The sequence below is a fragment of the Mesorhizobium sp. LSJC285A00 genome, from assembly GCF_000503155.1.
In the GTDB taxonomy this organism is placed as follows: Bacteria; Pseudomonadota; Alphaproteobacteria; order Rhizobiales; family Rhizobiaceae; genus Mesorhizobium.
Genome location: NZ_AYVK01000056.1, coordinates 24,128 through 50,947, shown reverse-complemented (window position 1 = coordinate 50,947; position 26,820 = coordinate 24,128). Strand labels below are relative to the sequence as shown.

Sequence of the window (26,820 nt, the reverse complement as noted above, 5' to 3'; positions counted from 1 at the left end):
CGCGGGAATCAGGTGACGTGAACAATCACCAGCCTGCCATGACCGCCCCCTCTCAGCGAATTTGCAGAACTCTCAGCACACTACCGGGTCACACCGCCGAACAGCCCCTTCAGCTAGTCCCTGAGTGGGCTGTTCTAAGAGCTCCACCGGCTGATTCCGGTGGGGCATCTTGCCTATCCAGGCCTCAGCCAGGCGGCGCGTCAATATTTGATTTTTCTCGATCCCATAGGGCCAAGCCCATCCGACACACGTCTCGCAACGTCCCTGACCAAACCATGGATCGCACTCGGCTCATGCGCCGCGTATGCCGTGAAGAATGCCATCGACTGTGCGACCCGATAGATCTCGCGGAAGTTCTGGGACATCAGTTCGTCATTATCGTCGAATGGATTCAACATGACATGTTCCATTCGCTCTACGGCGTCCGGGAACTTCGCGACGTAGGCTTTTAGGAATTCCTCGATCTCTTCGTCGCGGAAATGCTTGCCCATTGTCTCCTCACGAAAAGGCGCTAGCGTAACGGCATATAGGCGCTCATGCCGGCCATCACGAGGCACGAGGCCACACCCACCATGTCCCGCTGCCGGTAGCGCCAGACACCGTGATGAATGATGACGGCGCTGACCTTCCTCGATCTGGAGCGCGTGTCATGACCGCCCTTCGCGTTCTAAAGCCCACGGGATGCCCGCAGGGAACCGACGCGCGCATATGGCGCCAGTCCGTAGAAAAGCGCCTGAACGACCTCCTAGACCGTGCCATGAGCCTGATAACGGCACTGGATCTCATGCAGGCTGATTGCGATCTGGAGGAAACGGCAGACGATGAGCCGTCGCTTGGCTGCCTTGATGATCTAGAGCTGGACAACGTCGACGACGAGGAAGGCGCGGACGCAGAGCCATGCCCGGACACCCACGGTGAAACCGTGATTTGGGGCGAGGATCTGAAATCTCAGGAAGTGCTGGTGGAGAGGCCCTAAGATGAAATACTAGCACCATGTAGTCCTCGACAGGCTGGTTCTTAAAATTGTCTGGAACAAGGAGCCGCCTCTGCGGGTTTATGTCGTGCGCGGTCTTCTCCGGAAAGTGGCCGCTCTATTCGAGGTGAAGAAACCCGCCGCCCTGGGCCCCCTCTCAGCGGCGGGTTTCTCTATTCCGGCGGGTTTTTTCTGTTGTCATGTCGCGTTTCTTTACCTGAGCTTTTCAGCGGCGGCGTTTGCCTTGTCCCTGTTGCCCTTGGTTTCCTTGATTATTTTCAAGGCCATATCCTTTGTGATTGCGTGCTTCCGGGCGAAGTAGTTCACCTCGTAAGGCTCGCTGGTGGACACCCTGGCCCGATCTTGCTTTCCCCGATTTGATTTGTTGTCAGCCATAGCTCTCTCCATGTCGCGTCCAAGTCCACGGACCTGCCGATAGTTGCAGGAAAGAATTGGCGCCGCAATCGGCTATGGGTGGCGCGCCTTCATTGGCGAACATGACGGGAACAATCCGCCTTTCCGTGTTGCAGTCATGTTGCAATGACAACAAGGTACAGGACGGGACAAGCCCGGAATGCAAGGGTTTGCGCGTTACAGAGCGGGAAAACCGATGCAACACGGTTCGGTCGCGGCCTTGTTCGCTAACTTCATGATTTGCCTGATGAATTGTTTGGCTGGGGTTCCTGGAAGTTTTTCGAACTTTCTGCGTCGCGGGTCTCGTTAAGCCTGTGGTCGGGGGCTCGGACCGCACCGGCCCACGATATCGCGTCGGCGGCGCCGCACCTATTAGATCGCTTATGGCTGCTGCTGCTCAACAGGGCGAACGTCTACGACGCCCGCCTTCCGCATGAGCCAGGCAGGACACAGTTCCTTCAGTACCGATTTGAGATAGTCGACCATGCAAAGGCAACGCTCGTTGCCGCCTGCCGGTTCCGCCGCCGACTTGGCGCTCACATACCGGCGTTTGAGTGCTTCCGACAGGTCGAGTCGCCTCAGCGAACAACTCAGCCGCTGCTTGCACCTTATCGGCAGCCTCTTCGACCCGATCGAAGCGCGTCAACACACGACATTGGAGGATCGACAACCGCGCCGCATGGTAAAGCTCGCTGCGCTTGTGACCGTCCAAGTCCAAGGGTTCAAACAGCATCGTCATGGCGAAACCCCTCCCTCCGGTGCCCGGCTCTCGTCGAAGGCCGGGCCGTTAGACTGCGATCAATAGTCGGTGTCATAATCGCTGTTGTCGTCCTGCTGAATGACGACGTGACGGCGGTGATGCATCGGACGGTTGATCGATCCGGTGACCACAAAGTCGCTGGACCGGTGATGATGCCGGCGCCAGGCGCGCTCGCCATTGTCGTAAAACGCCTGCTCGCCATGATGGCGGCGATGGAGACGGTGTCCGTTCCGATAGATGACCACACGGTCGTTATTGTTGTCGTCCCAATAATGGCGGTGGTGATGTCGCTGGGTCTGGAAGACGATGCCTTCTTCTGCGGACGCGACCGCAGGCGCAGCCAAGCAAAGCGCCAATGCGCCAAGGATGATGGTCTTCATTTCGAGTTCTCCAAAAACCTAAAACGCCCTTCGGTAAGGAAACTTTGCTCAACGACTTTGGTTCCGGCATCGATCGAGACGTGCCCATGAGCACCGTGCGCAAACTCGCAGCGATCAGACGCCAACTCGCGCAAATAGCGGCGCTCGTCGCTGAGATCGAACGGAGTTCGAGGATCGGGGTTCTGGAGATTGGGTCGAGACGGCGGTTGCCGCCGAGGTTCTCGGCCAGAAGATCGGAAAGGTTTCGGCCGGCCCGTCGGCGGCAGATGGAAAGCCGACGTAGCGGCTATGCGGGAATATTTTCGGCAAAAGTGACAAACGCGACGGGACGCATCGCGTTTGCGATGGACATAATGGCAATGAACATCGCTGCCAAGATATCTCGCCCTTCGAAAACGGCCAGCGCCGCTTACTTCAGATCAGCACTGAAGCTCCCGAGACCGACCTCGGAATTCGTCGCGGCGGAAAATGCCTACCGCAAAGAGTCCGACGCTCGGCGGAGTCTGAGCGGCAGGCTCGAAGCACTGAAGATCGAAGCCAACATCGACAACCCTTCCAGGGCGAAGATTCCGACGCCCGGCACCGATTCCTTCAAGGACCAGACCGGCGGCGGCCGGTACTTCGAGAAGATTGGGGTCACCAGTGCGCAGCCGGCCGTTACAACTGCAGATCCAAACAGCCGGACATGCGCCGATTTCAACGGCATCACCAGCCAACTGATAGGCGCGAGCATCTCCAATTTCGTGGGGCTGTCGTCCGGCTTTGTGATCTGCTCGGGCTACATCGATGCCATCGACACCAACAACACTGGCGCAGGCAACGCCGCTAACAATGATTTCCTGTGGAGTGACGACGCTGGTTATTTGCAAATGGCACTTCTATCCGGGGGGCCGATTGTCCAAGGATCGAATTTCGTGTCGTACCCTTGGCAGGTTGCCAGTACTGCCATTTCGACCGGCGTGCCTGTGGTGACGACATGGCGCCACGAAGGCGGGAGCCTCTATTCTCCGTCAATGGCGGCATCGAGGCGTCCGTAGCGTCGGGTAATACCATCAAAGATTTGGCGACGCGCAAGATGTGCCTCCGCAAATCGGTTGGCGGCTATCTCGACCGCAAGATTTTTGGGGTTGCAACGTTCTCGACGGCACCGAGCGCACCCGAGAGGGCCACCGTCATTGCCGATTTCATGGCCCACATCGGTGCAGTCTGATGGTTGCGGCAACCTTCTGCCCATGATGTGCAACCAACCGCGATGCGCTAGTTTATGAGTTTGAAGCCTGCGACTAGACCCACGCTGCGTTTAATCTGGGCAGTGTACAGCCCTTTGTTTGCCACGTTGTCCCAGATGTAGAACACGGCGACAGCGGCAAGGATCAACAGAAATATTCGCATGATCTGCGCCTCGGTAACGTGGTTTGCCCACGGCGCCTTAGGCGAGTTGAAGGTTTCGGCCCGAGTCCGCGCGCATCCTCAACACCAGCAGGCGCGTCGCTGCGAATGGCGTCAAAACAATAAGCGCCATCGTGGTGTTGACTAAGAGCGACAGCAAACAGATCGAGCTTTGGGCGTAGCAAACGGATTCCATGACGTTCCCCTTTTCCACCGTTACTGGTGGCCTCCGTGCGGCAAGAATGATCCTGGTTCACGAGAAATACAAGCAGTTGCTAATACGTTGATATTTCCCCTGGGTTGGGGCAACGATGCGAAATCGACGCCGGTCAGTTGTTTGGATAGCGATTGCCCTTGTCCTGGCGGGTTGGCGATCACGGCGGCGATCATTGGCTTTCAGAATTTACGGCGCGCGTCACCGATCATGGTCTCGGCTGTCTCGTCCTTTAATACTGGCGGGCTCGTCCCTGGCCCCACGGCTAAGGCGCCCTCGAGAAACCTTGGTGCTGTTGCTGCCGGTCGGGATATCTGGCTCGAAGTCTCATGGAAATTTTTCGGGGAGTTGCGGACGCTGGATAGCGTCACTGTCGGCGACCTTCCGGCAAGGCGCCTGGTGCGCAGTCATGATGTTCCCTCAAGCGCCAATTCCGAGATCTGGTTCATATCAGCCGGCAGCGGCGACATATTGGAAAACACAACGTCGACCGACATCGGGTTCACTTTTGATGGCGGCAACCTGTCTGTCACGGCGCAGATTTACAGAGTGGTTGGAGCTTCTGAGATACCTGCCGCGATAGCTGCAGAAAGCGGCGACAGGATTACCATCACCATTCCAGCCGATGGCATCGCTTTTATCTCGCTCATCGCTTCCGGCACCACCTCCGGGTCCATGAGCAATGTCACCGAAGATTTTAGTGCCCTTTGTGGAAAGGATTTCCTTGGCATCCATGCATCAACAAGTTCGACCTCCGCTGAATCAGAGACTGCTACGTTTTCGGGAAACTCAACGGCAGATTTTGCTGCTGTCGCACTTCAGTCGGCCGCAGCGAGATAGCTAACCAGCCAGCGCCATTCCAAAGCAAACGCCTAGGCCGACAGCGAGGCCAGGGAACAGCTTGGCGGCAAGATCGAGGGCGAAGGCGCGGACTGGGCGCCACACGTCTGAGTGGGGCTCTCTGAGGGCGTTGGCGATATCATCGAACACCGTTTCCATGGAATGATTCTAGATCGGAACTCCGGGAATGTGAATCCCCTGTTTGTTCCACTTTCGCCCCATTGGGCAACCTGCACGGTTCGCCCGAAACCGTGCAGGCAGCAAAGGCGGCTTACGCACCACTCTGAAGCACTCGACTCCAGCGACGCTAGTGCCGTCTCTGCAAGGTCGCGCAATTGTCCAAAGGATCATTGTTTTCATAGAGCATGGCTTGATAGGCTGCTGCTATGCCTTCAAAAATGGCGGTTACAACTTGGTCGCGGCCTCTGGCGGCGTCAGCGGCCGGTTCAACAGTCATCTTTGGTGTTTTCTGGGTGTTTGCCTTCCATGAGGAACTCGAGGAGCGCCGACACCAGCCACTCGGCGCTGTCCCTGTCCAGGGTCCCGCGAGACTCGGCCGGGCTCGCATCACCTCGCCGGTCGGTGCGAGCCCACAATCGCGGCCATCTGGTCCGCTGCTTGAGCTTGGGCTTCATCAGAATGAAGGGCGACATGGTTCATCCGAATGTAGAAATTTGCGTTGGGGGGAGGTGAGAATGAGGCTACCAGGAAATGTGTTGGCTGGGAGAACGCCGAGGTGCAGTGCGGTCCGCGAAAGCGATCAATGAGGTTGAATGCACAGAACGTGCCGCCAAGACAGCCAGGTTGAAATCGCTACGCTTGGCTCAGATCTTGCCAGAGGCCGACCCGCACTTTTCGTTCAACGAGGAACTCGACTGCTCGGTACTTGTCGCGGTGCTGGCTCGGGAACCGCATAGTTATCCAAAGCGGCCCGAATCCCATTCTTTCCGGCGGCTGCCCTGCGACGAGGCCTTTGATCTCCTCAAGCAGCGCCGTTAGGCTTTGTCAACAATCGGCTTTTTTCGCCGTGGCGAACCCGCACGTGCTCGGCGTCGACAGTCACCAGTGGCCGGAGGCTGACGGTTACCTTGTCGCCGTCGATGCGCGTGACCGGGCCGACTGAAGCCGATCACGGCCTTCGAAGTCGAATCGACAACCGAATGCGGGAAGCCATAGGAGGGAATCGTCACGCTCAAGCGATCGGGTGTCACCCGGCCCGGGGCGGGTGCGGTGTCAAGGATGAGAGGTTGCTAATAAATGAGCGTCCGTGGCCTGAAGTTTCTCGACAAGTGGGTAGCCAAACAACTGCCCATTGTGGCGCAGGGAGACCGCATCTCGGTTGGCGACTTGAAAGACCAGTTGATGACAGCTGCCGAGAAGGCCGGCATTCCTGCCGACCAGATCAACGGCGAGCTTGAAAGCGTCTTCTATGGATGGATAGCGCTAGCTGATGCGACATCATGCTCTTTAGAATCAGCTAATTGCGCAAGGCGATCTCGGAAGCGGCTGACTCGACTAGTCGAATTTCCGTCGCGGCTCAAGAGAACGTCGACGGCATCTGATACCGCGACCGTCTCGGCACGGTCACAACCTCTTTCTCACTGGCCTTTGCAAGCCGAACGCCGGCCTTCCGGACCTTTGCCGTCACAACAACTGCCTCGCCGTTGTTCTGTTCGGCAGAGCGAACCGCGAACCATTCGGCGATGTCGCGGTCTATAAACAAATACCCCACGCTGCCCCAGCGGCAATCAAGCCGCGAGCCCAACGGGGCAATCTCAATGTTGAAGAATATCGCCGCTTCGGCGGATGGCGAAGCTTTGCCTACAAACGTGGTCTCAATGCTGTGGCCTTAGGCAGCAGTTTTGCCTCGCAGTGCCGCCAGCAAGTGGGCCTACAACGTGTTTGCGGTGACCGACACCTACCCCGAGCTTCGGGCTGAAAGCCTTATCATTGATCCAGACGCGGAACTGGACGGGTGCGTTGTGGTCGCTGTGTTTGGAGGCGGTCATCCGCAATCCCTGAGGTGGCGCAACAATCACGGGCGAGGCTATGGGGCCGCTTTGCCGCCAAGGGAAGTCTGGAGGAGACGTTCCTATCGATTCCATGGTGTGCGGCCGTGGGCCATCTTCTTGCATTCGCATCCTCGGCCGGGTGTTCGGCGACCGGCGACGCTTCCCGCGCTACAGAACCTGGAACGATCCAGTTTAATTCTCGAGTAATTTGGCTCGCTGACTCACGGCGGTGGGCTTTTTTGTTGCTCAGCCCCAACGTCTCGACGCCGGGCTGCGGAACGCAAACATCGTGATGTCGTGGCGGGAAATCCCGATGTCGCTGAGCATGTCGTCTGGTGACTCGCTCAACTCGTCCGTTGCCTTCAACAGCGCCTTCTGCTCGGCTCGATGACGGACCCAATCGGCAAGGGGACCAACTGCGACAAGAGGAAGATTCACAAGCATAGGAAGGTTCACAAGCATCGGACCACTCCCTTTACCGCTGCAGGAAACTGCACGTAGCCTACGCCAATACGTCGATGCGTCTGTGACAAACCTCACAGATCGATCCGAACGGGCAAAAACTGCCCGGATGCCTGACGGTGGCGGACTTTTTATATATTAGCAATGCATAAAATTCGAGAAGGTCCATGGCATGGTTGTTAGCAAACTCGCTGCTATCGTGCGACGCAGGGCTCGGTGGATGGTGTGCTGGAATGCGCGGGGCTGGATGGATCAAGGGTCTGATGGAAGCTGACGCTCGCGATCTGCGGAGCGAGATCAGTCGGCTCCAAATAGACTTGATCGCTGCCGCCAACTCTCAGGGTAAATCCAGGCTGCATGACGTCGCGCACACACTGCGATGCCACAAGGCGCGGCTGGAACGTCTGGAGGAGTGCCTCGCTTCAATGACGTCGAATGTCCGGCCAGAGACATCCGCAACCCCGCCCCATGAAGGCCCGCCGTAAAAGGCAGCTCATCATTTCCGGAAGAGAACTCGCTGCCTCACAGTGGCGGGCTTTTTATTGCTCAGCCCCTACGTCTCGACGCCGGGCTGCGGAACGCAAACGCCGTGATGTAGTCACGGGAAATCCCGATGTAGCTGAGCACGTCGTCTGGTGACTCGCTCAACTCGTCCGTTGCCTTCAACAGCCCCTTCTGCTCGGCTCGATGACGGCCCCGATCGGGAAGGGAGCAACGGCGACAAGAGGAAAATTCACAAGCATAGGAAGTTACAAGCATCGGGACCACTCCCTTACCCGTGCAGGAAACTGCACGTAGCCTACGCCAATACGTCGATGCGTCTGTGACAAACCTCACAGAGGATCGCCGCGATGTTGTGGGGACGCGATTTCCTGAATCCGTTCTCAAGATCGCTGATGGCCATTTCGCTAAGATCTGCCTTTGCGGCAAGTCGCACACGCGACCAGTTCAGTAGGGCTCGTGCTGCTCTGATTGGTCTGCTGAGAGTACGGTACGACTGTTCATAGACAGTCGAACATTCAATATCGCTAAAATGTTCCTCTTGACTTTCTACGATTTCCAACGGCGTGAGGTTGGCCCCACGGATAACGAAGAGGAGTCGTCTAATAACTTTGCGGAACGCTGATCGTCACTACGCAATATCTTCTTTTTCGGCTTGATCTTCTCAACCAGATCTGGCCTTTTCGCTATCAGGTAGTCAGCCCTGTTCGTTCGATAGTCCTCTTTGTGGATGGACATTGCTACGACCTCCATTGTGAAGATCAACGCAACTGGAAGCCGACACGTTCCCAAAAATCGATTGTTCAAGGTCGAGCCGAACGGCGCACGGGAACACGAAAAGAGCGCGGTTTGTAGACTGCGCCCTTATTTTGACTAGGTTCAACTGTCCTATCCTACGAGTCTTGTCGACCATACCAGTCGTCGACGTCTCGCCGCACGCGATCCTTCTCAATGCCGTAGCGTTCCTGGATCGTACCTTCGAGCTGATCGCGGTTGCCGGCTATGCGGTCGAGATCATCATCAGTGAGCTTGCCCCACTGCTCCTTGACCTTACCTTTGAATTGCTTCCAATTTCCTTCGACGCGATTCCAGTCCATGATGGCGATCTCCTTTCGTTGTCCTTTCGAATAACGGTCGTATGGCTGTCAGGTTCCGCTGCAGGTAAGCGCGCTTGCTGGTGATCTAGCAATGGAAATGCCCGTCGACCGCTTGTGTGCGCCGGCCTTTTTCCTTTTTGGGAACACAGCCGGCCTTTTGCCGTTGGGTCGTATGGAACAACTTCGCAAGGAAATGCACGTGCTCGCCGATCCGGGCATCTGGGTCGCATTGGCGGCTGTGTTCATCCCTTATGGGGTCGGTGTCGCACTGCTTCTGAGGGTAGCCGGTTGATGAACCTGCCAGCGCTGCTCTGGCGTCAAGATGAGCGGATTCCCATAGAAGCCGCCTCAACCTGGCAGCGGGGGTCTTCGCGTTCGGCCATCTGTTCCAAGAGCTTCCGTGACGCAGCCAGGACGCGGCGTGTCTCGTCGATGGCCTTACGTAGGGAGTTGAGTTCGCCGACGTCCGGCGTGGTTCCGGCGAGCGCTTTCGAGGTATGAGTCGTCAGGCTTCCAACAGTCTGGCATCGGAATGTCCAGCCCGCGTCACCTCGCACGTGACTTTCACCTCAAACAGCGAAATGCTGGTGCCGTCATGAACTCGGAAGGCGACTTGGCGGAATGTGCCGCCCATTTGTTCTTTTGCGATTTCAAACAGCGCCCTTGCCGCCTAATCTTCAGCCGCGTCCAGACTTGCAAGCTCGGTGCCTTCGGTGTCCGGGTAAGGGGTTCCGTTGTCGGTTAGATCGAAGAAGAAGCGGGCCATGGAACCCTGACAGCGAAGCTTGGAAAAGGTTTCCTCGATCCCGAATCCGGGTGACGGCCACGGCGCACAAGGGCATTATGAAGCGGGCGGCGGCGCAATGGGTCAAGCCGGGGCTGATCGGCCGCGTGAAGCACCTGCGCGGCGAGGATGACCTGCGTCATGCCTCACTGCAGGATTTCCGCGAGGAAGATTGAACGCTATATCGGNCCTGCGCGGCGAGGATGACCTGCGTCATGCCTCACTGCAGGATTTCCGCGAGGAAGATTGAACGCTATATCGGAGCCATGCCAGCAGCAGATCGCCCTACCGTCCGCTTCGCCTATCAACGAGGCTTTCAGGTCGTCGACGGCAGCGCAATTCTTAAGACGTTCGACAAGTAGGATGAGGCGTTCAATTTCGTGCTCGGCCGGGGTGCTCGCGTGTGGCTGGCCTGGTCGCGGACCGTCATAGGAGGGCAGACGGCGCCCTTCGATTTCGCCGCAGCTTTCCAGCAGGAAAAGGTCGGCCGCGTCCTGAAGATGATGCACGGCCCAGCCGCAGGCACTTGGTTCTGGACCTGCGATGACGGCGGCGCGTGCGGAACAGTCGAAACGAACGATGAGGCTGTTGTTGGAGTCGAGCGGGCATTCACGCAGCGCATCGCCGGGGCATATCTACGCTAACCAGCCAGCGCCATTCCAAAGCCAACACCTAGGCCGATAGCGAGGCCCATGAACAGCTTGCCTGCCATATCGATGGCGAAGGCGCCGGACAGGGCGCCACACGTCCTGGCGGGGCGCTCTGAGGGCGTTGGCGATGTCATCGAAGATCGCTTCCATCGGTCGAGTCTCGAAACGCCGAACCTGTGAGTCCCCTGTTTGTTCCGTCAAAGTCTAACGATCAGGGAAGCGCCATTGAAAGCACGTGCAGTAACGGTTGATTCAACCATTGCTGGTAAATTGTGNTTTGACCGCGCCGTCCTATAATGGGACAGCGCGGTCAACGATTCGTTAAAACGTTCTGGAACTAATTAAGCACGCGCTAATTGACTCGCGGTCTCGGGAGTCAGTGCATATGCGTGAAGTTCATTCCTCCGATGGAGCCGATTTTGGCGGGACAGGCCTCCCGAGGGCATTGGACAGCGTCACGTACCGGCCGCCGCCTTCGTCTTCCCTCTTCCTAGAGATCCGCCATTCGTTGGGCGAGTGGGTTGTTCGCATAATAGGGAGGAACGGTGAAACGTATTCCCGAGCATTCGAATATGAAGCAGATGCCGTCGCTTTCGCTGGCGATCAGNTTTGACCGCGCCGTCCTATAATGGGACAGCGCGGTCAACGATTCGTTAAAACGTTCTGGAACTAATTAAGCACGCGCTAATTGACTCGCGGTCTCGGGAGTCAGTGCATGCGTGAAGTTCATTCCTCCGATGGTGCCGATTTTGGCGGGACAGGCCTCCCGAGGGCATTGCACAGCGTCACGTACCGGCCGCCGCCTTCGTCTTCCCTCTTCTTAGAGATCCGCCATTCGTTGGGCGAGTGGGTTGTTCGCATCATAGGGAGGAACGGTGAAACGTATTCCCGAGCATTCGAATATGAAGCAGATGCCGTCGCTTTCGCTGGCGATCAGTCTTCTCGTCTAGGATTGGAAGCTCCCCCGAAGCGAGCAACTTGACGAAATCAGCGAGAGACGCGCTGAAGCAGAGCGACTATCTGTTTCGCGGTCTCGTCGGTCCCGATCACTGGCGACTGTCGTGCGTCATCTTTCTGTATGATCGATGACGCCTGTTCGGGGGTGGTATCATCCTCCAGGCCGAACTCACAGACTCCGATGGGGGTTCTTGCCTTACATCTCACACATGGATTTTTGGTGCGAAGCCAATTCATAGTGATTGGGCCGACGTNGATGGGGGTTCTTGCCTTACATCTCACACATGGATTTTTGGTGCGAAGCCAATTCATAGTGATTGGGCCGACGTGGGGCCTACCTACAGGTCTACTGCTGCGATCCGCGCAATCCCTGGCAACGCGGCAGCAACGAAAACACCAACGGCCTGCTCAGGCAGTATTTCCCCAGGGCAACCAACTTTCCCAAGTCTTGCAGGACCAGCTCGACGCCATCGCTCTGCGTCTCAATCAGCGCCCCCGAAAAACCCTGGACTTCGAAACGCCGGCCGATAGCCTACGGAACGTGTTGCGATGACCGGTTGAACCCACCGCTTCATATCGGCCGTTGAGGCAAACCTTGCCTTGGTCTGGAAGTGAACGGTTTTGGATAGGATCTATGGGTGAGATCTTGCCTCAGGAGGTGGAGCTAGGAGATGACGAAGGGTTGTCCTTAAGAAAGCTGAGGACGGGCAGGGCGCAGGCTCGAGAATCGTGATCGGGTTTACATCGGCGGGTCGCACGTTGGAACCACTTCGCGGATTGAACGTTGCGAGCAGATGATCAGACGATTTGCCTACGCCCTTATCCTCGTCCAAGTATCTATGGCGACTGCGCTCGCCACGCAGGTATTCCTGTCGACCGCAGACGAAGCCGGTAACGCAGAACTCTCGCTTGCGACGGCCCCAGGCGAAGATCAGCGATGCGCCAAGGCGATGTGGCCCAATATTCCGGAACGATGTCTGCAGCGAGCCGAGCCTAAGGTGGTTACGCTCGTCCTCAGCCAAAACAACTAGAGCCCTTCACGTTTTGACGGAAGCATATCCGGCGTTTTCGAAGTAGTTCCTGCATTCGGCTGCCTTTTCGACGAGGTGGCCGATGTGACGCCATGTGTCCTCGACGGTGCGCTTTTGAGCCTGGCGCATCCAATGTTTGATCTTGGCAAAGGCCTGCTCAATTGGATTGAGATCGGGAGAGTAAGGTGGCAGGTACCAGAGCCTTGCGCCGGCAGCCTTGATCATCTGCCTGATGGCGGCCGACTTATGGCTTCCCAGGTTGTCCATGAGGACGATGTCGCCGGGCTTCAGCACGGTGATGAGCTGCTGCTCGACAAGGCCCGGAAGCATTGGCCGTTGATTGGCCCATCGAAGACGCAAGGCGCGAGCCGATCGCAGCGCAGCGCGCCAAGGAAGGTCAGTGTGCGCCAGTGGCCGTGCGGGGCCAAGCCGCGCAGCCGCTTGCCCTTCGGCCCCCAGCCTCGCAGCGGAGCCATGTTGGTCTTGATCCACGTCTCATCGATGAAGACCAGGCACTGCGGATCAAGGCCGGTCTGCCAAGATCGCCATCGCTGGCGCCTGCGGGCAATATCAGTGCGCGCCTGCTCAAGGGCGAACAGCGTTTTTTTTGAAGCTCAGCCCCTCGCGGCGCAGGAACAGCCACACTGCGTTGTGCGAGACCTTGACCCCGCGACCGGCCAACTCATCCTTCAGACCGTGCAGCGTCAGATGTGGCGTCCCACGTATACGCGCCTCGATGAAGGCACGGTGCGGCTCCAGCACCCTCTTGCGATGCCCACCCATCTTGCCCGGTGCCACCGAGCCGGTAGTCCCATGGCGCTGCAACAGCTTCACCGCGGCCGAAACCGAAATACCGAACCGTTTGGCGGCAGACCGGCGGCTTTCACCACTCAAAACCGCCGCCACAACCCGCTCGCGAAGATCATTGGAAAGGGGTCGAGTCATCAGATGCTGGCCTCCACTCCAGCCAGCATCTTGAATCACAAAATCGACAAAGCGGGGATCCCCTTCGATTCCATCAAGTCGTGAACCGCTCTAATGGCTGCGCCATACGCGAATGGCTCTTGCAGGCTGCCATGCCCGACTGGCCGCGCCACCACAGAATCACCACCGCTCCGTTAAGCCTCGCGTAATCTCTGCAATCTATCTTGAAGGCAAGATTGTTGAGGGTGACATGAAGCGCAAGTCGATAATGCTCTTTGCCTTCCCATCGCTGATCCTGCTGATCCTTGCAGGGGAGCGCATGGCGACTTTCTTGCTGGGAGCATATCCGGCCAGCCCCACAATGTGGCGGGTTTGGCTTGAACTAAGGCCGCTGTCGACGATGTTTTGGCAACAGGTCGATGTCTGTCTGGGAGGGTCGATGGTCGTTGATGCCTCCATCCTGGCTGCCGCGTCGATCGTTTGCTGGACGGCGTGCCGCACAAGAAGGTCGGCTGCCTTCTTCTTTCTTGCCAATCACGTCGCCCTGCTTTTCGCCGGGTTGATGATCGCTGTCACCAGCCATTCCGAAACAGCGAGCACGATCGCCTCATTCACGGTACCCGGGGGGCTTCCCTTCTCGCTAATGGTCGATTTCACCTTGAAGAACAGCCTTGTGCTGGTCCTGGGTCTGACAGCATGCGCCTACTGTCATGTTGTCTTTCTCAGGGAAGCTCGAGAGCGATCCGGAGCGCTGGCCGCGAGGCTTGTTGCTCTGCAGCGAGATCTCTAAGGCAGCCCCATTTTTCCGGCGTTAGTTGATCTTTCGGTAGTAAACCTTGCCGTCGGCCTGCTCTATGCGCTGGTAGTCGGGACTTGGGGCAGGCGCTGCAGCTGCAATCTTCCTTTTGGGCGGACGCGGCGCATCGACAACGCTGGGCTCGGTCGCGTCTTCACCATCGAGAACAGCAGGCGCCTCCACCATGCTGCTGGTCGTGTCGACGGAAGGTTCCGCTGCGCTCGACGTGATTTCGTCATGGACAATAGGCTGGTTCTGTTCCAGCAGGGCTATGCTCCGGTTGATTTCGCCAAAGCTGCTCTGCAGTTGAGTGTCCAGTTTTTCAAATCGGCTCTGAAAACCGTTGTTGACCGTGTCCAGCCGGCCGCCGATTCGTTGTTCGAACGTCCCGAGTTGTTCCAGTCGCCCTTCCAAAAAGCGCATATCGCTGATGCCGCGGTAAAGATAAACCGCGGCTACAATATTTACCAAGGTGATCAGGGACGTGCCGATGATGACCGCGCCGATAATGCTTTTGTCGCCCGGTTTCCCAACGACAGCCTGCTCTCCAATGCGGGCTGCTGTCCCAATCTCGATTGCCGGCATATCCGGTTCGCTGATCATCGTCATTGAACCACCACCTTTGCGCCGATCGCGACGCGCTTGAAGAGATCGATCACATCGGTGTTGGTAAGGCGAAAACACCCCGATGTTCCGTCGAAACCAACACCTTCGGGATCGTTGGTTCCGTGTATCCGATAGAGCGTGTCACGCCCGTCCCGAAGCAGATAGAGCGCCCTGGCGCCGAGTGGATTGTAGGGACCGGCAGGCACCATTTGCGGCAACTCCGGCTGGCGGGCGCGCATTTCCCGGGGTGGGCGCCATTCCGGCCATTCGGTCTTCGCCCCCACCTTGACGATCCCGGTCCAGCCAAATCCGTCCCGTCCGACGCTGATCTGATAGCGAAGCGCCTGGCCTTGTCGGGTCACCAAATAAAGCGCTTTCTCGCCCTTGCGGATAACGATCGTTCCGGGTTGTTCCGTGGTTTCGAAGGCGACAGTTTTGCGCAGGCTGGGGCCCATTGCCGGCAGCGGCGGCCGATCCGAAAGTGCCGATCGGGCGCTGGCGAAGTCCTGGACCGACATCGCCAGCGCCATGCCCATGACGCAGGCCAATCCCGGGCCAATCCGATACCTACTTGGCCGATACCTATTTGGCAGCGTCATCGAGCCGCTCTTTGAACATCCGCTTCAGGTCTTTGTTGAAGCGCGCACGCCCATCCACCTCGGCAGGCAGGATAGCACGGTTCAAGGCATCGGTCAGAAGCGCATTGTCCAGCGCGACTGACTTGATGTGCGGCGCCTTGAAAATCTTTTCCAGCTCGCTGCGCGAAAAGTGGTTCCCGAACCATTTGCGCTTGTGCTTGTTGGCGACCAGCGTGATGCTTACAGCATTGCCACGCAATTCACGGATCTTCTTGTAGAGCCGCTTGCCTTGCCGCAGCGAGGCGACGTTGAGTTCGAAGACGATGAAGATCTCATCGCTCGTCGACAGCACGGAATTGTGCCAGCGCGTTTCGATGTTCGGCAGGTCGATGACGATGTCGTCGAACCGGTAGGCGACGAGGTCCAGGAGCCGGAAGACAAAATCACTACCCTGCGGCTCGAATGGCAGTTGTGGCCTTTCGAAGGAATAGAGCGTCAGCCCAGACGGGCGCGAGAGCTTGATGACATCCATCAGCTCGACGTCGAGCCTCTCCGGCTGGCCGATGATGCCGCCGAGGTCGAACTGGTTGAACTGGTTGAGATAGGCGCCGCAATTGGCGCTCTGGAAATCGAGATCGACCAGGCAGGTGGAAGCCGCGCGTTCCTTCGATTTCGATGCCAGGAATTCGGCCGCCGACAATGCAAGCGTGGTCGCGCCGGCGCCGCCGCTGGCGCTGATGAAGGTGATGATCCGGCTTTTCGTTCCCTGGTTGCCGGTGTCGTGGAAAGTCACCGCATTGAGCAGTTCCTTGCCGTCGAGCGGCTTGTGCAGCCAGTCCGAAGCGTTCATGCGCACCAGCACGCGCGTCTGCTCCGACGATAGCTCGTCGGAGACCGCGATCAGCGGCACGGTCGCCCAAAGGGCGCGCGCTTCGACGATGCCCGGCCTTCCGAGTAACTCGCCATTGCCGAGGTCGAGGATGACGATGCCTGGGCGGGTGTCGGCGGGCGGCCCCCTGAGGAAGTCGCCGGTTTCGGAAACCCTGACGTCGTAGATCGCCAGCGCATCGAGGCGCGTCGCCACATCGCGCTTGAAATTCGCATCCGACGAGAACAGCGCCACCTGCTTTCGCTTGGTCGGTGTAACCTTGGTGTTGATGGCGTTCATGGTGTCCACGTGCTCTTCATGTCTTCGCCCGTAACCGTGCTCAGCATGGAGGGCATGGTGATGTTTCCGAATCCGAGCAGCCCGGCCAGGAAGAAAAACTGAAAGGGATGATTGGTGATGCTGACCGTGATGGTCGGGACCGGGCCACTGGGGCGCGTCCAGTAGCCGAGGCCGGAGGCGGCGTATTCGATCCGCACCTGCGCTTTCTCAAGCATCGGCAGGTAGTCTTCCATTCCGGCACGGTTGGCCGTGCCGTCATAGATTGCGTCGAACGAGGCCTGGCTCGCATTCGCGGGTAGGCACAAGCCTCCTCCGATACTGCAGCAGGCGACACCTGCCGTGCTTGCAGTGCAGACATAATCGTACGTGCCGGCCGGCACTGCGGTGCCGACTTTGGTCACATCGGCCTGCGTTATCGTTTCAGATGGAAGGCCGAGTGCTACAGGACCAGAAATTTGCGCCAGTCTTGCGCCAGCTTGCACAGCTTTGTTTCCCGCGTTCCATTGGTAAAAGGCGTAGCCGAAATCGACGAAGCCGAGCAGAAGCGTCAATAGCAATGGCAGAGCGATGGCCATTTCGACCATCGCGGTGCCCGACTGCTCCGCGCAAAACCTTTGGTTTCCCATCACCATCCGATGACTCGTTCTTGATGGGAGACACTGAGGGTAAGGGCACCAAAGCCAAGATACGACAAGAATCCAACGTCCGGATAAGCATAGGATGTACTGACGTTTACGACGACGACCATGCTGGTGTTGCTGAGATAAAGCTGGGCGCCCGTGGATACATCGGTCGCAGGCGTAGACGTAGGGGTAATGTCAACTGTCGCAGGAAGCCATCCAGACACTCTGTCACTGCCGCCAACGACTGCCCCTTTGGCAGCAAGGTTTTGCGCCCACCCCTTGCAAGTGTCCCAGTCGCTACTGCATCGCGCCATGTAGCGAGCTGCATCCTCGACGCCTGCTGCAAGGAGCAGGCGCGTGTTCAGAATATTGGAGAATTCAAACACACCGGCCGATAGCAGCAATACGAACGGGACGGTAATCGCGACTTCCACCAAGGCGGCGCCCCTTTCGTCGCCCTGGAACCGCCTGATGATGTGGCCAAGCTTGGTCATGTCGGCTCTACCGGTACAGCTGGGCTTCGTTGCGGAATGCTTTGTCGACCAGAGTGTTGTTGGCAAAGCCGCCATCGACGTCGACGATCTCCAGGCTGATTGGTTTTTCACCAGCCGAAGGGTCGTCGGGGTCTTTGGTATTATCCTGCTTCTGAATTGGAGTGTTCACGAATACGCTCGCATAGCCATCCGGCTTGATCGCGATGTGACCGTTGATCTTGGCGGTGTTGGCGTAGCAATCGACAATTGCCATGTTGAGTAGCCGTCGGTCGGGGTCCGGCGTCGGGTTGTCGCCTTTGTAGCATGACGGCGTGCCGGTTTCTTTGGTCGGCGCTTTCGATTTGTCCCCGACGAGGCCTTTCGAGATCTCGTATTGGTAGACGTCGTATCGCGAGGCAGGCGCAGTTTTGCTGCCGGTCGGATTGGTTGCGCTGGGGACGTTTGGATAGGCCGTCCCGTGATTGACCGACCAGTAGCTGGTCCAGAAGTTTTGCGCTGCGATCTTGTCGGACATGCCGTTCGCGTCGACGTAGTTGGTGCCAGGAGGAAGGGGCAAAGCAGTGTTATCCACGACGGGGTCGTATTTGGTGCAGCCAGTCTTCTGGCCTTTGCGTACATTGCTCGACGGCCGGTATGCCCAATCCTTCATGTTCTTGCTGAGAGAGCCACTGTACAGATCGAACCTCGTGTTCAGTCCAGTGTTGACCGAACCCAAGGTGACACCGGTTTTCGTGGTAATCGCATCACGGCTGTAGCAAGTGCCAGCCGTTCCCATCGCTATTGCGTCGCGTAGCGAGGTCAGGTTGTTGTCGAGCAGGCCAAAATTACCGGGACCGGGGCTGTTGCCGGCCTTCAGGATGCGAAATTCGCGACCATAGGTGTCGCCTGATGCGAAAGCCTGCTGGATGGTCTTGCTGGTCGAGGGGTCTTTCGTCTCGAACGGGTTGCACATGAACAGCGGGATCGTTTCGCAGATCGATTGCTTGAACCCGGCGACGGCCTGTGGCCGGATGTCCATGGTGTCGTTGCTGCCGATAAAGCTTGCTGGAAAGATCGTTGCGAAGGCACCCGCACCATCAGTTAGGCCGGAAGCATTCACCGTCACCAAGGAGAATGACACCGCTTTAGGATCGGTGCTGGCCCATGTTACGCCGTTGGAGTCGACGCCGCTAGCGTCTAACCTTGTGTCGTCGCTGGCGGGTATTCCGGTCAGATATCTGATGGTCACGTCAGACAGGGCGAGCGTATGATCGCCTACGGTCGAAAACTTAGTCTTCTGCTCGGTCAGAAGAGTGGACGCCGCCAGGTTGGCTCGGGTGATCGAATCCGATCTGCCATCCAGTTCCGCGGCTGTCGCAAGCGCAAGCGCATCGACACCCTTCTGAAGATCATTGTGCAGTCCGTAGGCCCGACTCATATCGATGGCCAACAATGCGAAGCCAACCAGCACAGGCAGCATGATTGCGACAAGGATCATCGCTATGCCGCGTTGATCGTTCCAGAACGCCCTAATGGTCCCCAACATGACCTTACTCTCTGCTTCCTTTGCACCAGGCCCCTCGCTCGCCCGGCGCAATGCAACCGCATCCTTCTGTTCAATTCGCTCCGTTGGTCACACCCGACCCGCCGACATTGACCGTTATCGCAGGCGGTGGCGGTGGTGGCGGTGGAAATTTGTAGCCCTGTGCAACAGCGGCTGCCCGGGCGCCGTCGCCTTCGATATGTGTGTTCTTCGCGTTGGGATTGAACGGATCCACCGTCTGCGCCAGCGAATTGAATTTTTGCGTGTCGCCGGCGGCCAGGGTGACCGTGTCGTAGTGGTTCAGATAGTCCGCAGCGCAGCCCGATAGGGCGCCGGCGCACAGAATGAGGATCAAGGCGCTATTTCTTGACATAGAGCATCTTGTCCTTCGATTTGAAGTCCAGCATGTGGCCATAGGGGCCGGTGACGCCGTCGCCCGTTTCATATTTTCGGATCATGTCCTTGTTCACCTCGAGCTGACCAAGGATGAAGAACTCCGGGTCATTGGCCGGCCGTGTCTTGTCGAACGGGGTCGCCAGCTGCTCGCCAGGCTTCACCGGCCGGACGATGTGCGGCGTGACGATAACCACCAGTTCGGTCTCTTCCTTTTGGTTGCTCGAATTGCGGAACAGCGCACCGATGACCGGCACCTGGCCCAGCCACGGCACCTGGTTCTGCAGCTTGGTGGTCTTGCTGGACAGGAGCCCGCCGACCGCGAAGCTCTGGCCGTCGCGCAGTTCTACGACGGTTTCCAGCTTGCGGTTGGTGAAGATCGGGTCGCCGGCGGTGGTGAAACCGGTGAGGTCACTCACTTCCGGCGCCAGCTTCATATGGATCTTGCCGTCGTCGAGTACGACCGGCGTGAACAGCAGATTTACGCCAAATTGCTTATACGTGATGGTTATCTGGCCATCATTGCCCACGACACGGATAGGCACTTCGCCGCCGGCGTTGAAGCTGGCTGGCTCACCGGACAGAGTGGTGAGATTGGGTTCTGCCAGCGTGCGCACGACGCCCTTGGCCTCGAGTGCTTCGATGATCAGATCGACCTTGATGTTGCTGTCGATGACGCGGGTGATCAGCGCCGCGAAGGGATTGGTGTTCGACAGCAGGCCGGTGATCAGGTTGCCGGGCCCCAGCACCACATCATCTTCGTCGACGGCAGCAACGCCCGTGCCTGTACGGGTCGTGCCGCTGCGATTTGTGCTCTTGATCGACACACCGAGGTCGCGGCCGGCATTACGCTTGGCTTCCAGCACGCGCACCTCGAGATTGACCTGCTGGCTGTCGTCGACAATGACGGAATTTATAATGGCGTCGGGGCCATATTGCTGCGCCACCTCCAGGATCGATGCCAGCGTCGCGCCATCCTTGACGTGGCCGCCGAGCCTGACCTTGCCGTTGATCGAACCGATTTCGATGCGCGCCCTGGGCGCCACCTGGCGGATCGCCTGCGCCATGTCGCTGACGTCGACACCGACTTCGATCTGGATGACGCCCAGCGAACGCTTTTCCGGGGAGAAGAGATTGACCGTGGTGGTGCCGGCGCTCTTGCCGATGACATAAAGCGTTCGGTCGGTCATGGGCTGGGCATCGGCGATCTTCTCGTCGCCGACAACGATGTCGCCGAGATTGGCGCTCACCTGGAGCGTCACCGACTGTGACATCGGCAGGAAGATGCGATGGACGCTCGGGTTCGATACGTCGATGAACCGGTCGGCTGCTTCAGCCGCCGCAATCGACGTCAGCAGCGCAGCCAAACAGGACAGTGCGGCCGCCGCTACCCTCATCCAAAACCCCTGCATCCCCATCTCCCAAACTGCTGCCGCCGGCTGCCCCGCTTCGCCGCATCCCTTTATGGTTGTCGCGGCACGTCATAGGATTCAAGCTTCACGCCGCGAAAGACGCCCACTGTAACATTCTTCGGCGGTTCCGGCTCCAAATACTTGATAACTTCCTTGACGACTTCTTTTGATGCGGGTGCCGTCACCACGGCCGGCACCGGCTTGACCTTGCTCAACTCGTCGAGCTGGCTTCCCACCCTGTCCACGGCCTTTTCCAATCCGGCGATCTTGTCAGCTGCGCGCTGGCGTTCGGCTGCGGCTGCGGCGTCGGCTGCGGCCTGCTTGTCCAGTTCGGCCTGCCTCTTTGCGACATCGTCCGGCGTCTCGCCATTCAGGTCGGAAAGCGTGACTCGTTCGGTTGTCTCGCCCTTGTTGGCGGCAGCCTGGCGCAGTGCAAGAGACAACTGCCCCGCACCGGCGGCCAGCGTCAGTTTCTGCGCGTCCTTTGTGGTGGCTTCAAGCGTCACCGACTTCACAACCGTCGGGTTGTCCTTGCTTACGTCAGCGACCTGGTCGACGGCGAGCACTTTCATGCTCTGAAGCAGAACGTCGACAAAACTCTTGTCCGCACCGTCATCGCCGCGCACCGAGCGCGTCAGCAGCACATCAACCCGGTCGCCCGGGAAGACGAAGCCGGCGACGCCAAGCACGTCGTTGACGCGGATGGATACGGCCTTCATGCCCTCACCCAGCACCGCCGAAAGTGTGGCGCGCTGGCCTGGACCGGTAATCTTGCTGCCGAGGATCGGCTCATTGGTGCTGATCGCTTGCAGCGCCTGCCTTGCGCCACTGCCGGCCAAGGCTTCCTTGGTGGTCTTGAACGCTCCAGCCGGGACTGCGCCCGCGGGCCAAGCGATCTCATGCAACTTGTCGGCGCTCAATGTGTCGCCGAACTTCAGCGGCAGTGCCGCGACAACGATCGTATTGCCTTTGCCGTTTGATTGAGCCAAAGCACTACGCTGGCCAGCGAGCCAGATGTTGATCAGCACGACCGCCAGCACCCCGAAGACGCCGGCGAGGACTATCATAATAAGTGTGTTGGCGCGCATAACCCCAAGCCCCCAGCCAATAGAGCGGGAATTCGCCCGCCACGACTGAATTCAGGCCCGGGTTGGATAACCCGGGCCTGATGCCGATCAAACGATCAAGAACCGGCACCGCTGGAGCAAGTTCCGACACCGGAGGTGTTCATGGCGTCGCAAAGGCCGCTGAAACGGCCAGTGACCCAGAAACCAATGCCGATGATGAACCCGATAGAGGCCACCGCGATGATGCCGATCAAGATAGAATATTCGACCATAGCAGCGCCGTTTTCGTCGTCGCGGAACTGCCGGGTCATCGTCATGAGCTTTTTCATGTCAATTTCTCCCTCTGGAGGTTTCAAACCCGACGAGACAGAGCCAGGATGAACTCCATACCCAAGCATCCCCCGTCATCTCAATCCTAAGGCTCGCGAAAAAGCAGAGTCAAACGGGATTAACAATTCCTTAACCTTCCAATACCTATGCTCGCGAGTTCAAGGGCGACTTGAATTCTTACAAGAGCTTGATTCTGCTGATTTTTCAATCCTTCTTAACCATTCATTCACAATTTGGCCACAGCCAAGGCAAAACGATAGCAGTATTAGCATGCCTGCATATCCCTTTATATCTAAGGGTTTACGGAGATTTTTCACCCGCATCTCATTTGTTTCGGCATGAAAGGTCCCGTGAGGTGGAAGTTGGGTAGAGGGTTAAGCGCGCGGGTCGAAATAAAACGATATTTTTCTGGCGTCCTCTTTAACTATGTTGAAAGCATTGGGGTCACGTGAGACCCTCCAGCGCTTGTGCCTCGCTTGGTTAACGTTTAGTTTCCGCTAATAAGGGGCTAGCGGGGGATAAGGGATTATGCTGGGGCGGTTTATTAAGGGACCGAGTGAACCGCAGGCGCTGCAGCAGCAAGTGCCGGTGCCAGCAAGCGTATCGGCACTAGCCCCGCCGCATGAAGTTGAACCGCATGGCGATGATTTTCTGACGCTCAAGGTCGAGCTGCATCGACACCTGATTGACAGGTTCAATCTGTCCGCTCTTGAAACAGCCTCCAAGGATCAGATCCTGAACGAGATCCGTCCGATCGTGCGCGAGTTCGTTCGCACCCGTGCCGTGCCGCTAAACGCCCGCGAGCTGGATCAGCTGACCAGCGACACCGCTGACGAGATGCTGGGCCTCGGGCCGATCGAACCGCTGCTCAAGGACGACTCCATCACCGACATCCTCATCAACACGCATGAGCGCGTTTTCATCGAGCGGCGCGGCGTGATCGAGGAGACGGCAATCCGTTTCCGCGACGAGGCGCATCTATTGCGTGTCATCAACAAGATCGTGTCGGCTATCGGCCGGCGCGTCGATGAATCGGCGCCTATGGTCGACGCTCGCCTGGCAGACGGCTCGCGCGTCAACATCGCGGTGCGGCCGATTTCCGTGGACGGCCCGCTGGTGTCGATCCGCAAATTCTCCAAGAACCCCTACTCGCTCGAGCGCCTGATGACGTTCAATTCGATTCGTCCGCCAATGATCGAGCTGCTGCGGATCGCCGTCCAGGCGCGCAAGTCGATCCTGGTCTCGGGCGGCACCGGCAGCGGCAAGACGACCTTGCTCAACGCGCTCTCAAGCTACATCCCGGCCAGAGAGCGCCTGATCACCATCGAAGACGCGGCCGAACTGCAATTGCAGCAACCGCATGTCGGCCGTCTGGAGACGCGGCCACCGAATGTCGAGGGCAGAGGCGAGGTTCGTCAGCGCGAACTGCTGAAGAACGCGCTTCGCATGCGGCCGGACCGCATCATCGTCGGCGAGGTTCGCGGCGAGGAGGCCTTTGACATGCTGCAGGCCATGAACACCGGCCATGAGGGGTCGATGACCACTATCCATGCCAACACGCCTCGCGACGCTATTTCTCGTCTGGAGCAGATGGTCGGCATGGCCGGCATGCCGATGACGCACGAATCCATCCGGGCACAGATCGCTTCGGCCATCGACATCATCGTGCAGACGCAGCGACTCGCCGATGGCGGCAGGCGCGTAACGTCGATTTCAGAGATTACCGGCATGGAAGGCAATGTCGTCCAACTGCAGGAAATCTATCACTTCGTGAGGCGCGATGTAGCCGCGGATGGAATGATCATCGGGGATTTTCGCGCCACCGGTGTCCGTCCGCGCTTCGCGCCAGAGGCCGCAACGCTGGGGCTCCATTTCGCCAAGGATGCCTTCAACCCGCAGGCCGCCCTCTGATGCTTACCGGTCAGGCGCTCCTTTATTTCATCTACATGCTTGCGGCGGCTTCGGTGATCCTTGCCGCGGAAGCCCTTTACCTTTCGCTGGCCGGTCGCCGCTCCCGACTCGTGGCGGTGAACCACCGGCTCCGCCGTCTCGCTGATGAGGCACCCGCGGAAAAAACCTTGCAAGGTTTGCTGCGAGAACGCGGCCTGACGGATTCAGGAGATTTTATCTTCGGCTTTGTCTCGCTGAACAGGCTTTATACCCAGTCCGGCATCACCGGAAACCCGATGACCTTCGCAGCGTCGTTTTTTCTGGCCGGCCTGGCGTCGGCTTTGCTGCTCTGGCTTTTCCTGCACGTTTCGGCGCCGGCCGCCTTCATCATCTTGCTGGTGGTGGGCTTTGCCTTGCCTGTTCTTGTTTTGCGCCGGGCACGTAACAAACGGATTCAGAAATTCGCCAGGCAATTGCCCGATGCACTGGACATGATTGTTCGTTCATTGCGCGCAGGCCATCCTGCCTCAGTTGCGATAGGTCTCGTTGCCCGCGAGATACCTGACCCGCTTGGCACGGAATTCGGCATTGTCGCTGACGAGATTACTTTCGGGCTGAGCATGGAGCAGGCCGTGCGGAAATTAACGCAACGGGTCGGCTTCGAGGGACTCAATTTGCTATCGGTGTCCCTTTCTATTCAGGCGAGGACCGGCGGCAATCTTACCGAAATCCTGGCAAATCTCTCAACCGTGCTGCGGGAACGCCAGAAACTGCGGTTGAAGATCAGGGCCTTGTCAGCCGAAGGCCGGGCCTCGGCCTGGATCATTTCCTTGTTTCCGCTCGTCATGTTTGGGGCGCTCTGGCTGATCGCACCCGCCTACTACGGCAAAGTCTGGGGCAGTCCTCTCATTACGCCTGCATTCGTGGTCTTTGGAAGCTGGGCGCTGTTGGGAGACTATATCATGTATCGAATGGTCAATTTCGATTTCTGACAGGAGCGAGTCATAAATCTGTTTTCGAACACCGACGACCTCACCTTTTTTGTATCGATCGCAGTCTTCGCGTCGGCGGTGGCGCTGTTCCTGTTTGCGGCGCTGGTGTTCCTGCCGGCACTGCAAACGCGAAAGCTGGTCGCGGACAGCCTTTTGGGCGAAGGCGCTGTCGATGCGCGATCGATCCTGGGACGGGACCGCCTCGCCAAGATCGCGGCGCAGAAGCCGGTCGACGCTTACTTCAAGTCGATCGAAAAAGAACGCACCGAGCCCAATGCTCTGGAGGCGAAACTCTTCCGCGCTGGATTTTATCGAGCGGGTGCACCTGTCGTATACACGGTTTGTCGTCTGGGCGCGGTTTGTATAGGGTTTCTGGCCATGTATTCCCTGCTGTCGTGGGTGCTGCCGCCACGACTGCCGGGATTCATAACTTTCGGTGGCTCGGCCTTGTTGGGGTTAGGCTGCATCGTCATTCCCAGCATCATGCTGGACCGGTTCGAGAATTCACAGAAACAGATCTATCGTCGCGCCTTCCCTGATTTCATGGATATGATGATCACCTGCGCCGACGCCGGTATGAGCCTCGAGGCCGCGGTCGAACGGGTAAGCCAGGAACTTGCGGCCACGCACAAGTGGCTAGGAATTCAGCTCACGATCATGAATCTGCAACTGCGCGCCGGCAAGCCACTTCGGGAAGGGCTTCGGGAACTGGCTGACCGCATTGGCCTTGACGAGGCGCGGGCGCTTGCCGTGCTGTTCCGGCAGTCGGAAGAATTAGGCACCAGCCTGACCGACGCCCTGCGTGTCTATAGCGCGGAGATGCGTAGCCAGAGGATTCTGCAGGCGGAAGAGCGCGCCAACGCCTTGCCTGTCAAAATGATGATCCCACTGGGACTCTGCATCTTTCCGGTGGTGATGATGGTAATCATGCTACCGGTGGTCATTCGCATGAAGGGCATTTTCTTCTAGTTGCCTATATGCTCTGTTCCTAATATCGGTCGGGGGACTCGGGGAGATTGTATGAAAAGGCCAATTGCAGTGGTGGCCTGCCTGTTCATGGCGGCACTCGCCGGCTGCCAGACGAACGGAGCGGACGGCGTCGTTCGAACCAACGAGCCGTCGAAAGGCGACGTAACGTCCTTCGGCGATGCGTTCGACGGGTTGAAGACGGTCGGCGATGTTGAATACTACGCCTCGGACCAGGCCGTCGCGGAGGCCAAGAACCAGTTTCGTGCAGAAAATTACGGCAATGCCGGCGCACTGTTCTTCAAGGCGACGCAGCTTGCCCCAAATGATGGCGGCGCCTGGATGGGACTGGCCGCCTCCTGCGACCGGATCCATCGCTTCGACCTTGCCGATCGGGCCTATGGCCGGGCCTTCAAGCTGTCGGGTGCGACCCCCGAATTTTACAACAATGTCGGCTATTCCTATCTGTTGCGCGGCAAGCTGCAGGACGCGCGCAGCAATTTCCTCAAGGCCTATGAACTGGCGCCCAATGATCCGACCGTGGTCAACAATCTGAAGCTGCTATCGTCCAGCGTGCAGAACATCGAGCGGTAGG

The 26,820-nt window shown here is 58.3% G+C and carries 26 protein-coding genes and 3 pseudogenes; 12 read left to right on the top strand and 17 right to left on the bottom strand.

Features of this window, described 5'->3' with window-relative positions; all coding sequences use genetic code 11:
- Positions 1-200 precede the first annotated feature (200 nt).
- Positions 201-491: a hypothetical protein gene (locus tag X726_RS139515; protein WP_023673401.1), complete on the bottom strand. Its 291-nt coding sequence runs from the start codon at positions 489-491 to the stop codon at positions 201-203.
- A 158-nt stretch (positions 492-649) separates the two neighbouring features.
- Between X726_RS139515 and X726_RS139520 the strand changes: the two genes are divergently transcribed.
- Positions 650-976: a hypothetical protein gene (locus X726_RS139520; protein ID WP_023673400.1), complete on the top strand. Its 327-nt coding sequence runs from the start codon at positions 650-652 to the stop codon at positions 974-976.
- A gap of 210 nt (positions 977-1,186) precedes the next feature.
- Here the strand turns inward: X726_RS139520 and X726_RS139525 are convergent, their stop codons facing one another.
- Entirely contained in the window at positions 1,187-1,369 is a 183-nt protein-coding gene (locus X726_RS139525; RefSeq protein WP_023734668.1) for a DUF3606 domain-containing protein, read from the bottom strand.
- Between the two features lie 816 nt (positions 1,370-2,185).
- Positions 2,186-2,527, bottom strand: a complete 342-nt coding sequence (locus tag X726_RS139535) for a hypothetical protein (protein ID WP_023673396.1) — start codon at positions 2,525-2,527, stop codon at positions 2,186-2,188.
- Positions 2,528-2,886: 359 nt separating this feature from the next.
- Here X726_RS139535 and X726_RS139540 point away from each other — a divergent pair, with 359 nt between their 5' ends.
- Both X726_RS139540 and X726_RS139545 read left to right on the top strand, forming a co-directional pair.
- On the top strand, positions 2,887-3,564 hold the full coding sequence (locus X726_RS139540; RefSeq protein ID WP_023673395.1) for a hypothetical protein: 678 nt from the start codon (positions 2,887-2,889) through the stop codon (positions 3,562-3,564).
- Positions 3,565-4,088: 524 nt separating this feature from the next.
- Positions 4,089-4,970: a hypothetical protein gene (locus tag X726_RS139545; protein ID WP_156940736.1), complete on the top strand. Its 882-nt coding sequence runs from the start codon at positions 4,089-4,091 to the stop codon at positions 4,968-4,970.
- Positions 4,971-7,228: 2,258 nt separating this feature from the next.
- Here X726_RS139545 and X726_RS139560 read toward each other — a convergent pair.
- The 3 genes from X726_RS139560 to X726_RS139570 form a co-directional block, all read right to left on the bottom strand.
- Positions 7,229-7,444: a hypothetical protein gene (locus tag X726_RS139560; protein ID WP_023673387.1), complete on the bottom strand. Its 216-nt coding sequence runs from the start codon at positions 7,442-7,444 to the stop codon at positions 7,229-7,231.
- Between the two features lie 799 nt (positions 7,445-8,243).
- Positions 8,244-8,381: a hypothetical protein gene (locus X726_RS1000000172075; protein ID WP_245272178.1), complete on the bottom strand. Its 138-nt coding sequence runs from the start codon at positions 8,379-8,381 to the stop codon at positions 8,244-8,246.
- A 457-nt stretch (positions 8,382-8,838) separates the two neighbouring features.
- Complete coding sequence (locus X726_RS139570) at positions 8,839-9,042, bottom strand: CsbD family protein (protein ID WP_023673385.1); 204 nt, start codon at positions 9,040-9,042, stop codon at positions 8,839-8,841.
- A gap of 91 nt (positions 9,043-9,133) precedes the next feature.
- Here X726_RS139570 and X726_RS139575 point away from each other — a divergent pair, with 91 nt between their 5' ends.
- The 4 genes and pseudogenes from X726_RS139575 to X726_RS1000000169960 form a co-directional block, all read left to right on the top strand.
- Complete coding sequence (locus X726_RS139575) at positions 9,134-9,334, top strand: hypothetical protein (RefSeq protein WP_023673384.1); 201 nt, start codon at positions 9,134-9,136, stop codon at positions 9,332-9,334.
- A 551-nt stretch (positions 9,335-9,885) separates the two neighbouring features.
- Positions 9,886-10,002: pseudogene (locus tag X726_RS1000000170865) on the top strand (ATP-dependent DNA ligase); the annotation flags it as partial.
- Positions 10,003-10,227: 225 nt separating this feature from the next.
- Complete coding sequence (locus tag X726_RS1000000172070; RefSeq protein ID WP_023673379.1) at positions 10,228-10,470, top strand: hypothetical protein; 243 nt, start codon at positions 10,228-10,230, stop codon at positions 10,468-10,470.
- Between the two features lie 1,301 nt (positions 10,471-11,771).
- Positions 11,772-11,986 (top strand): annotated as a pseudogene (locus X726_RS1000000169960) (IS30 family transposase); the annotation flags it as partial.
- A gap of 484 nt (positions 11,987-12,470) precedes the next feature.
- On the opposite strand, the pseudogene X726_RS1000000169955 reads toward X726_RS1000000169960, so the two are convergent.
- A pseudogene (locus X726_RS1000000169955) lies at positions 12,471-13,412 on the bottom strand (IS630 family transposase).
- Positions 13,413-13,638: 226 nt separating this feature from the next.
- On the opposite strand from X726_RS1000000169955, the gene X726_RS139590 reads away from it, so the two are divergent.
- The gene (locus tag X726_RS139590) at positions 13,639-14,178 is read left to right on the top strand and encodes a hypothetical protein (protein WP_023673373.1); all 540 of its coding nucleotides are present in this window, start codon (positions 13,639-13,641) and stop codon (positions 14,176-14,178) included.
- Positions 14,179-14,199: 21 nt separating this feature from the next.
- Here X726_RS139590 and X726_RS139595 read toward each other — a convergent pair whose 3' ends face one another.
- The 10 genes from X726_RS139595 to X726_RS139640 all read right to left on the bottom strand — a co-directional run bounded on the left by X726_RS139595 (position 14,200) and on the right by X726_RS139640 (position 22,376).
- A complete protein-coding gene (locus tag X726_RS139595) occupies positions 14,200-14,793 on the bottom strand; it encodes a hypothetical protein (RefSeq protein WP_023673372.1) in 594 nt (197 codons plus the stop codon).
- Positions 14,790-15,389 carry a L,D-transpeptidase gene (locus tag X726_RS139600; protein ID WP_031215535.1) on the bottom strand — a complete coding sequence of 200 codons (600 nt, stop codon included), beginning with the start codon at positions 15,387-15,389 and terminating at the stop codon, positions 14,790-14,792. The genes X726_RS139595 and X726_RS139600 overlap by 4 nt, the downstream gene beginning before the upstream one ends.
- Positions 15,373-16,536 carry an AAA family ATPase gene (locus X726_RS139605; protein WP_031215534.1) on the bottom strand — a complete coding sequence of 388 codons (1,164 nt, stop codon included), beginning with the start codon at positions 16,534-16,536 and terminating at the stop codon, positions 15,373-15,375. Before X726_RS139605 ends, X726_RS139600 begins: the two co-directional genes overlap by 17 nt.
- Positions 16,533-17,168 (bottom strand): TadE/TadG family type IV pilus assembly protein, encoded by a 636-nt coding sequence (locus tag X726_RS139610; protein WP_023708246.1) that lies wholly within the window; start codon positions 17,166-17,168, stop codon positions 16,533-16,535. The genes X726_RS139605 and X726_RS139610 overlap by 4 nt, the downstream gene beginning before the upstream one ends.
- The gene (locus tag X726_RS139615; protein ID WP_023673368.1) at positions 17,162-17,653 is read right to left on the bottom strand and encodes a TadE/TadG family type IV pilus assembly protein; all 492 of its coding nucleotides are present in this window, start codon (positions 17,651-17,653) and stop codon (positions 17,162-17,164) included. Before X726_RS139615 ends, X726_RS139610 begins: the two co-directional genes overlap by 7 nt.
- A 7-nt stretch (positions 17,654-17,660) precedes the next feature.
- Positions 17,661-19,178: a pilus assembly protein TadG-related protein gene (locus X726_RS139620; protein ID WP_084630960.1), complete on the bottom strand. Its 1,518-nt coding sequence runs from the start codon at positions 19,176-19,178 to the stop codon at positions 17,661-17,663.
- A gap of 70 nt (positions 19,179-19,248) precedes the next feature.
- Positions 19,249-19,530, bottom strand: coding sequence for a hypothetical protein (locus tag X726_RS139625; protein WP_023673366.1), 282 nt, complete (start codon positions 19,528-19,530; stop codon positions 19,249-19,251).
- Between the two features lie 4 nt (positions 19,531-19,534).
- A complete protein-coding gene (locus X726_RS139630; protein WP_031215532.1) occupies positions 19,535-20,980 on the bottom strand; it encodes a type II and III secretion system protein family protein in 1,446 nt (481 codons plus the stop codon).
- A 50-nt stretch (positions 20,981-21,030) separates the two neighbouring features.
- Positions 21,031-22,068, bottom strand: a complete 1,038-nt coding sequence (gene cpaB, locus X726_RS139635) for a Flp pilus assembly protein CpaB (protein WP_023673364.1) — start codon at positions 22,066-22,068, stop codon at positions 21,031-21,033.
- A 95-nt stretch (positions 22,069-22,163) separates the two neighbouring features.
- On the bottom strand, positions 22,164-22,376 hold the full coding sequence (locus tag X726_RS139640; RefSeq protein ID WP_023673363.1) for a Flp family type IVb pilin: 213 nt from the start codon (positions 22,374-22,376) through the stop codon (positions 22,164-22,166).
- Positions 22,377-22,905: 529 nt separating this feature from the next.
- On the opposite strand from X726_RS139640, the gene X726_RS139645 reads away from it, so the two are divergent.
- The 4 genes from X726_RS139645 to X726_RS139660 are packed head-to-tail and all read left to right on the top strand — an operon-like array spanning position 22,906 to position 26,819.
- Positions 22,906-24,288: a CpaF family protein gene (locus X726_RS139645; RefSeq protein ID WP_023673362.1), complete on the top strand. Its 1,383-nt coding sequence runs from the start codon at positions 22,906-22,908 to the stop codon at positions 24,286-24,288.
- A complete protein-coding gene (locus X726_RS139650; RefSeq protein ID WP_023673361.1) occupies positions 24,288-25,259 on the top strand; it encodes a type II secretion system F family protein in 972 nt (323 codons plus the stop codon). The genes X726_RS139645 and X726_RS139650 overlap by 1 nt, the downstream gene beginning before the upstream one ends.
- Positions 25,260-25,277: 18 nt before the next feature.
- Complete coding sequence (locus X726_RS139655) at positions 25,278-26,228, top strand: type II secretion system F family protein (protein WP_031215531.1); 951 nt, start codon at positions 25,278-25,280, stop codon at positions 26,226-26,228.
- A 51-nt stretch (positions 26,229-26,279) separates the two neighbouring features.
- Positions 26,280-26,819, top strand: a complete 540-nt coding sequence (locus X726_RS139660; protein ID WP_031215530.1) for a tetratricopeptide repeat protein — start codon at positions 26,280-26,282, stop codon at positions 26,817-26,819.
- The last annotated feature ends 1 nt before the right edge of the window (position 26,820 follow it).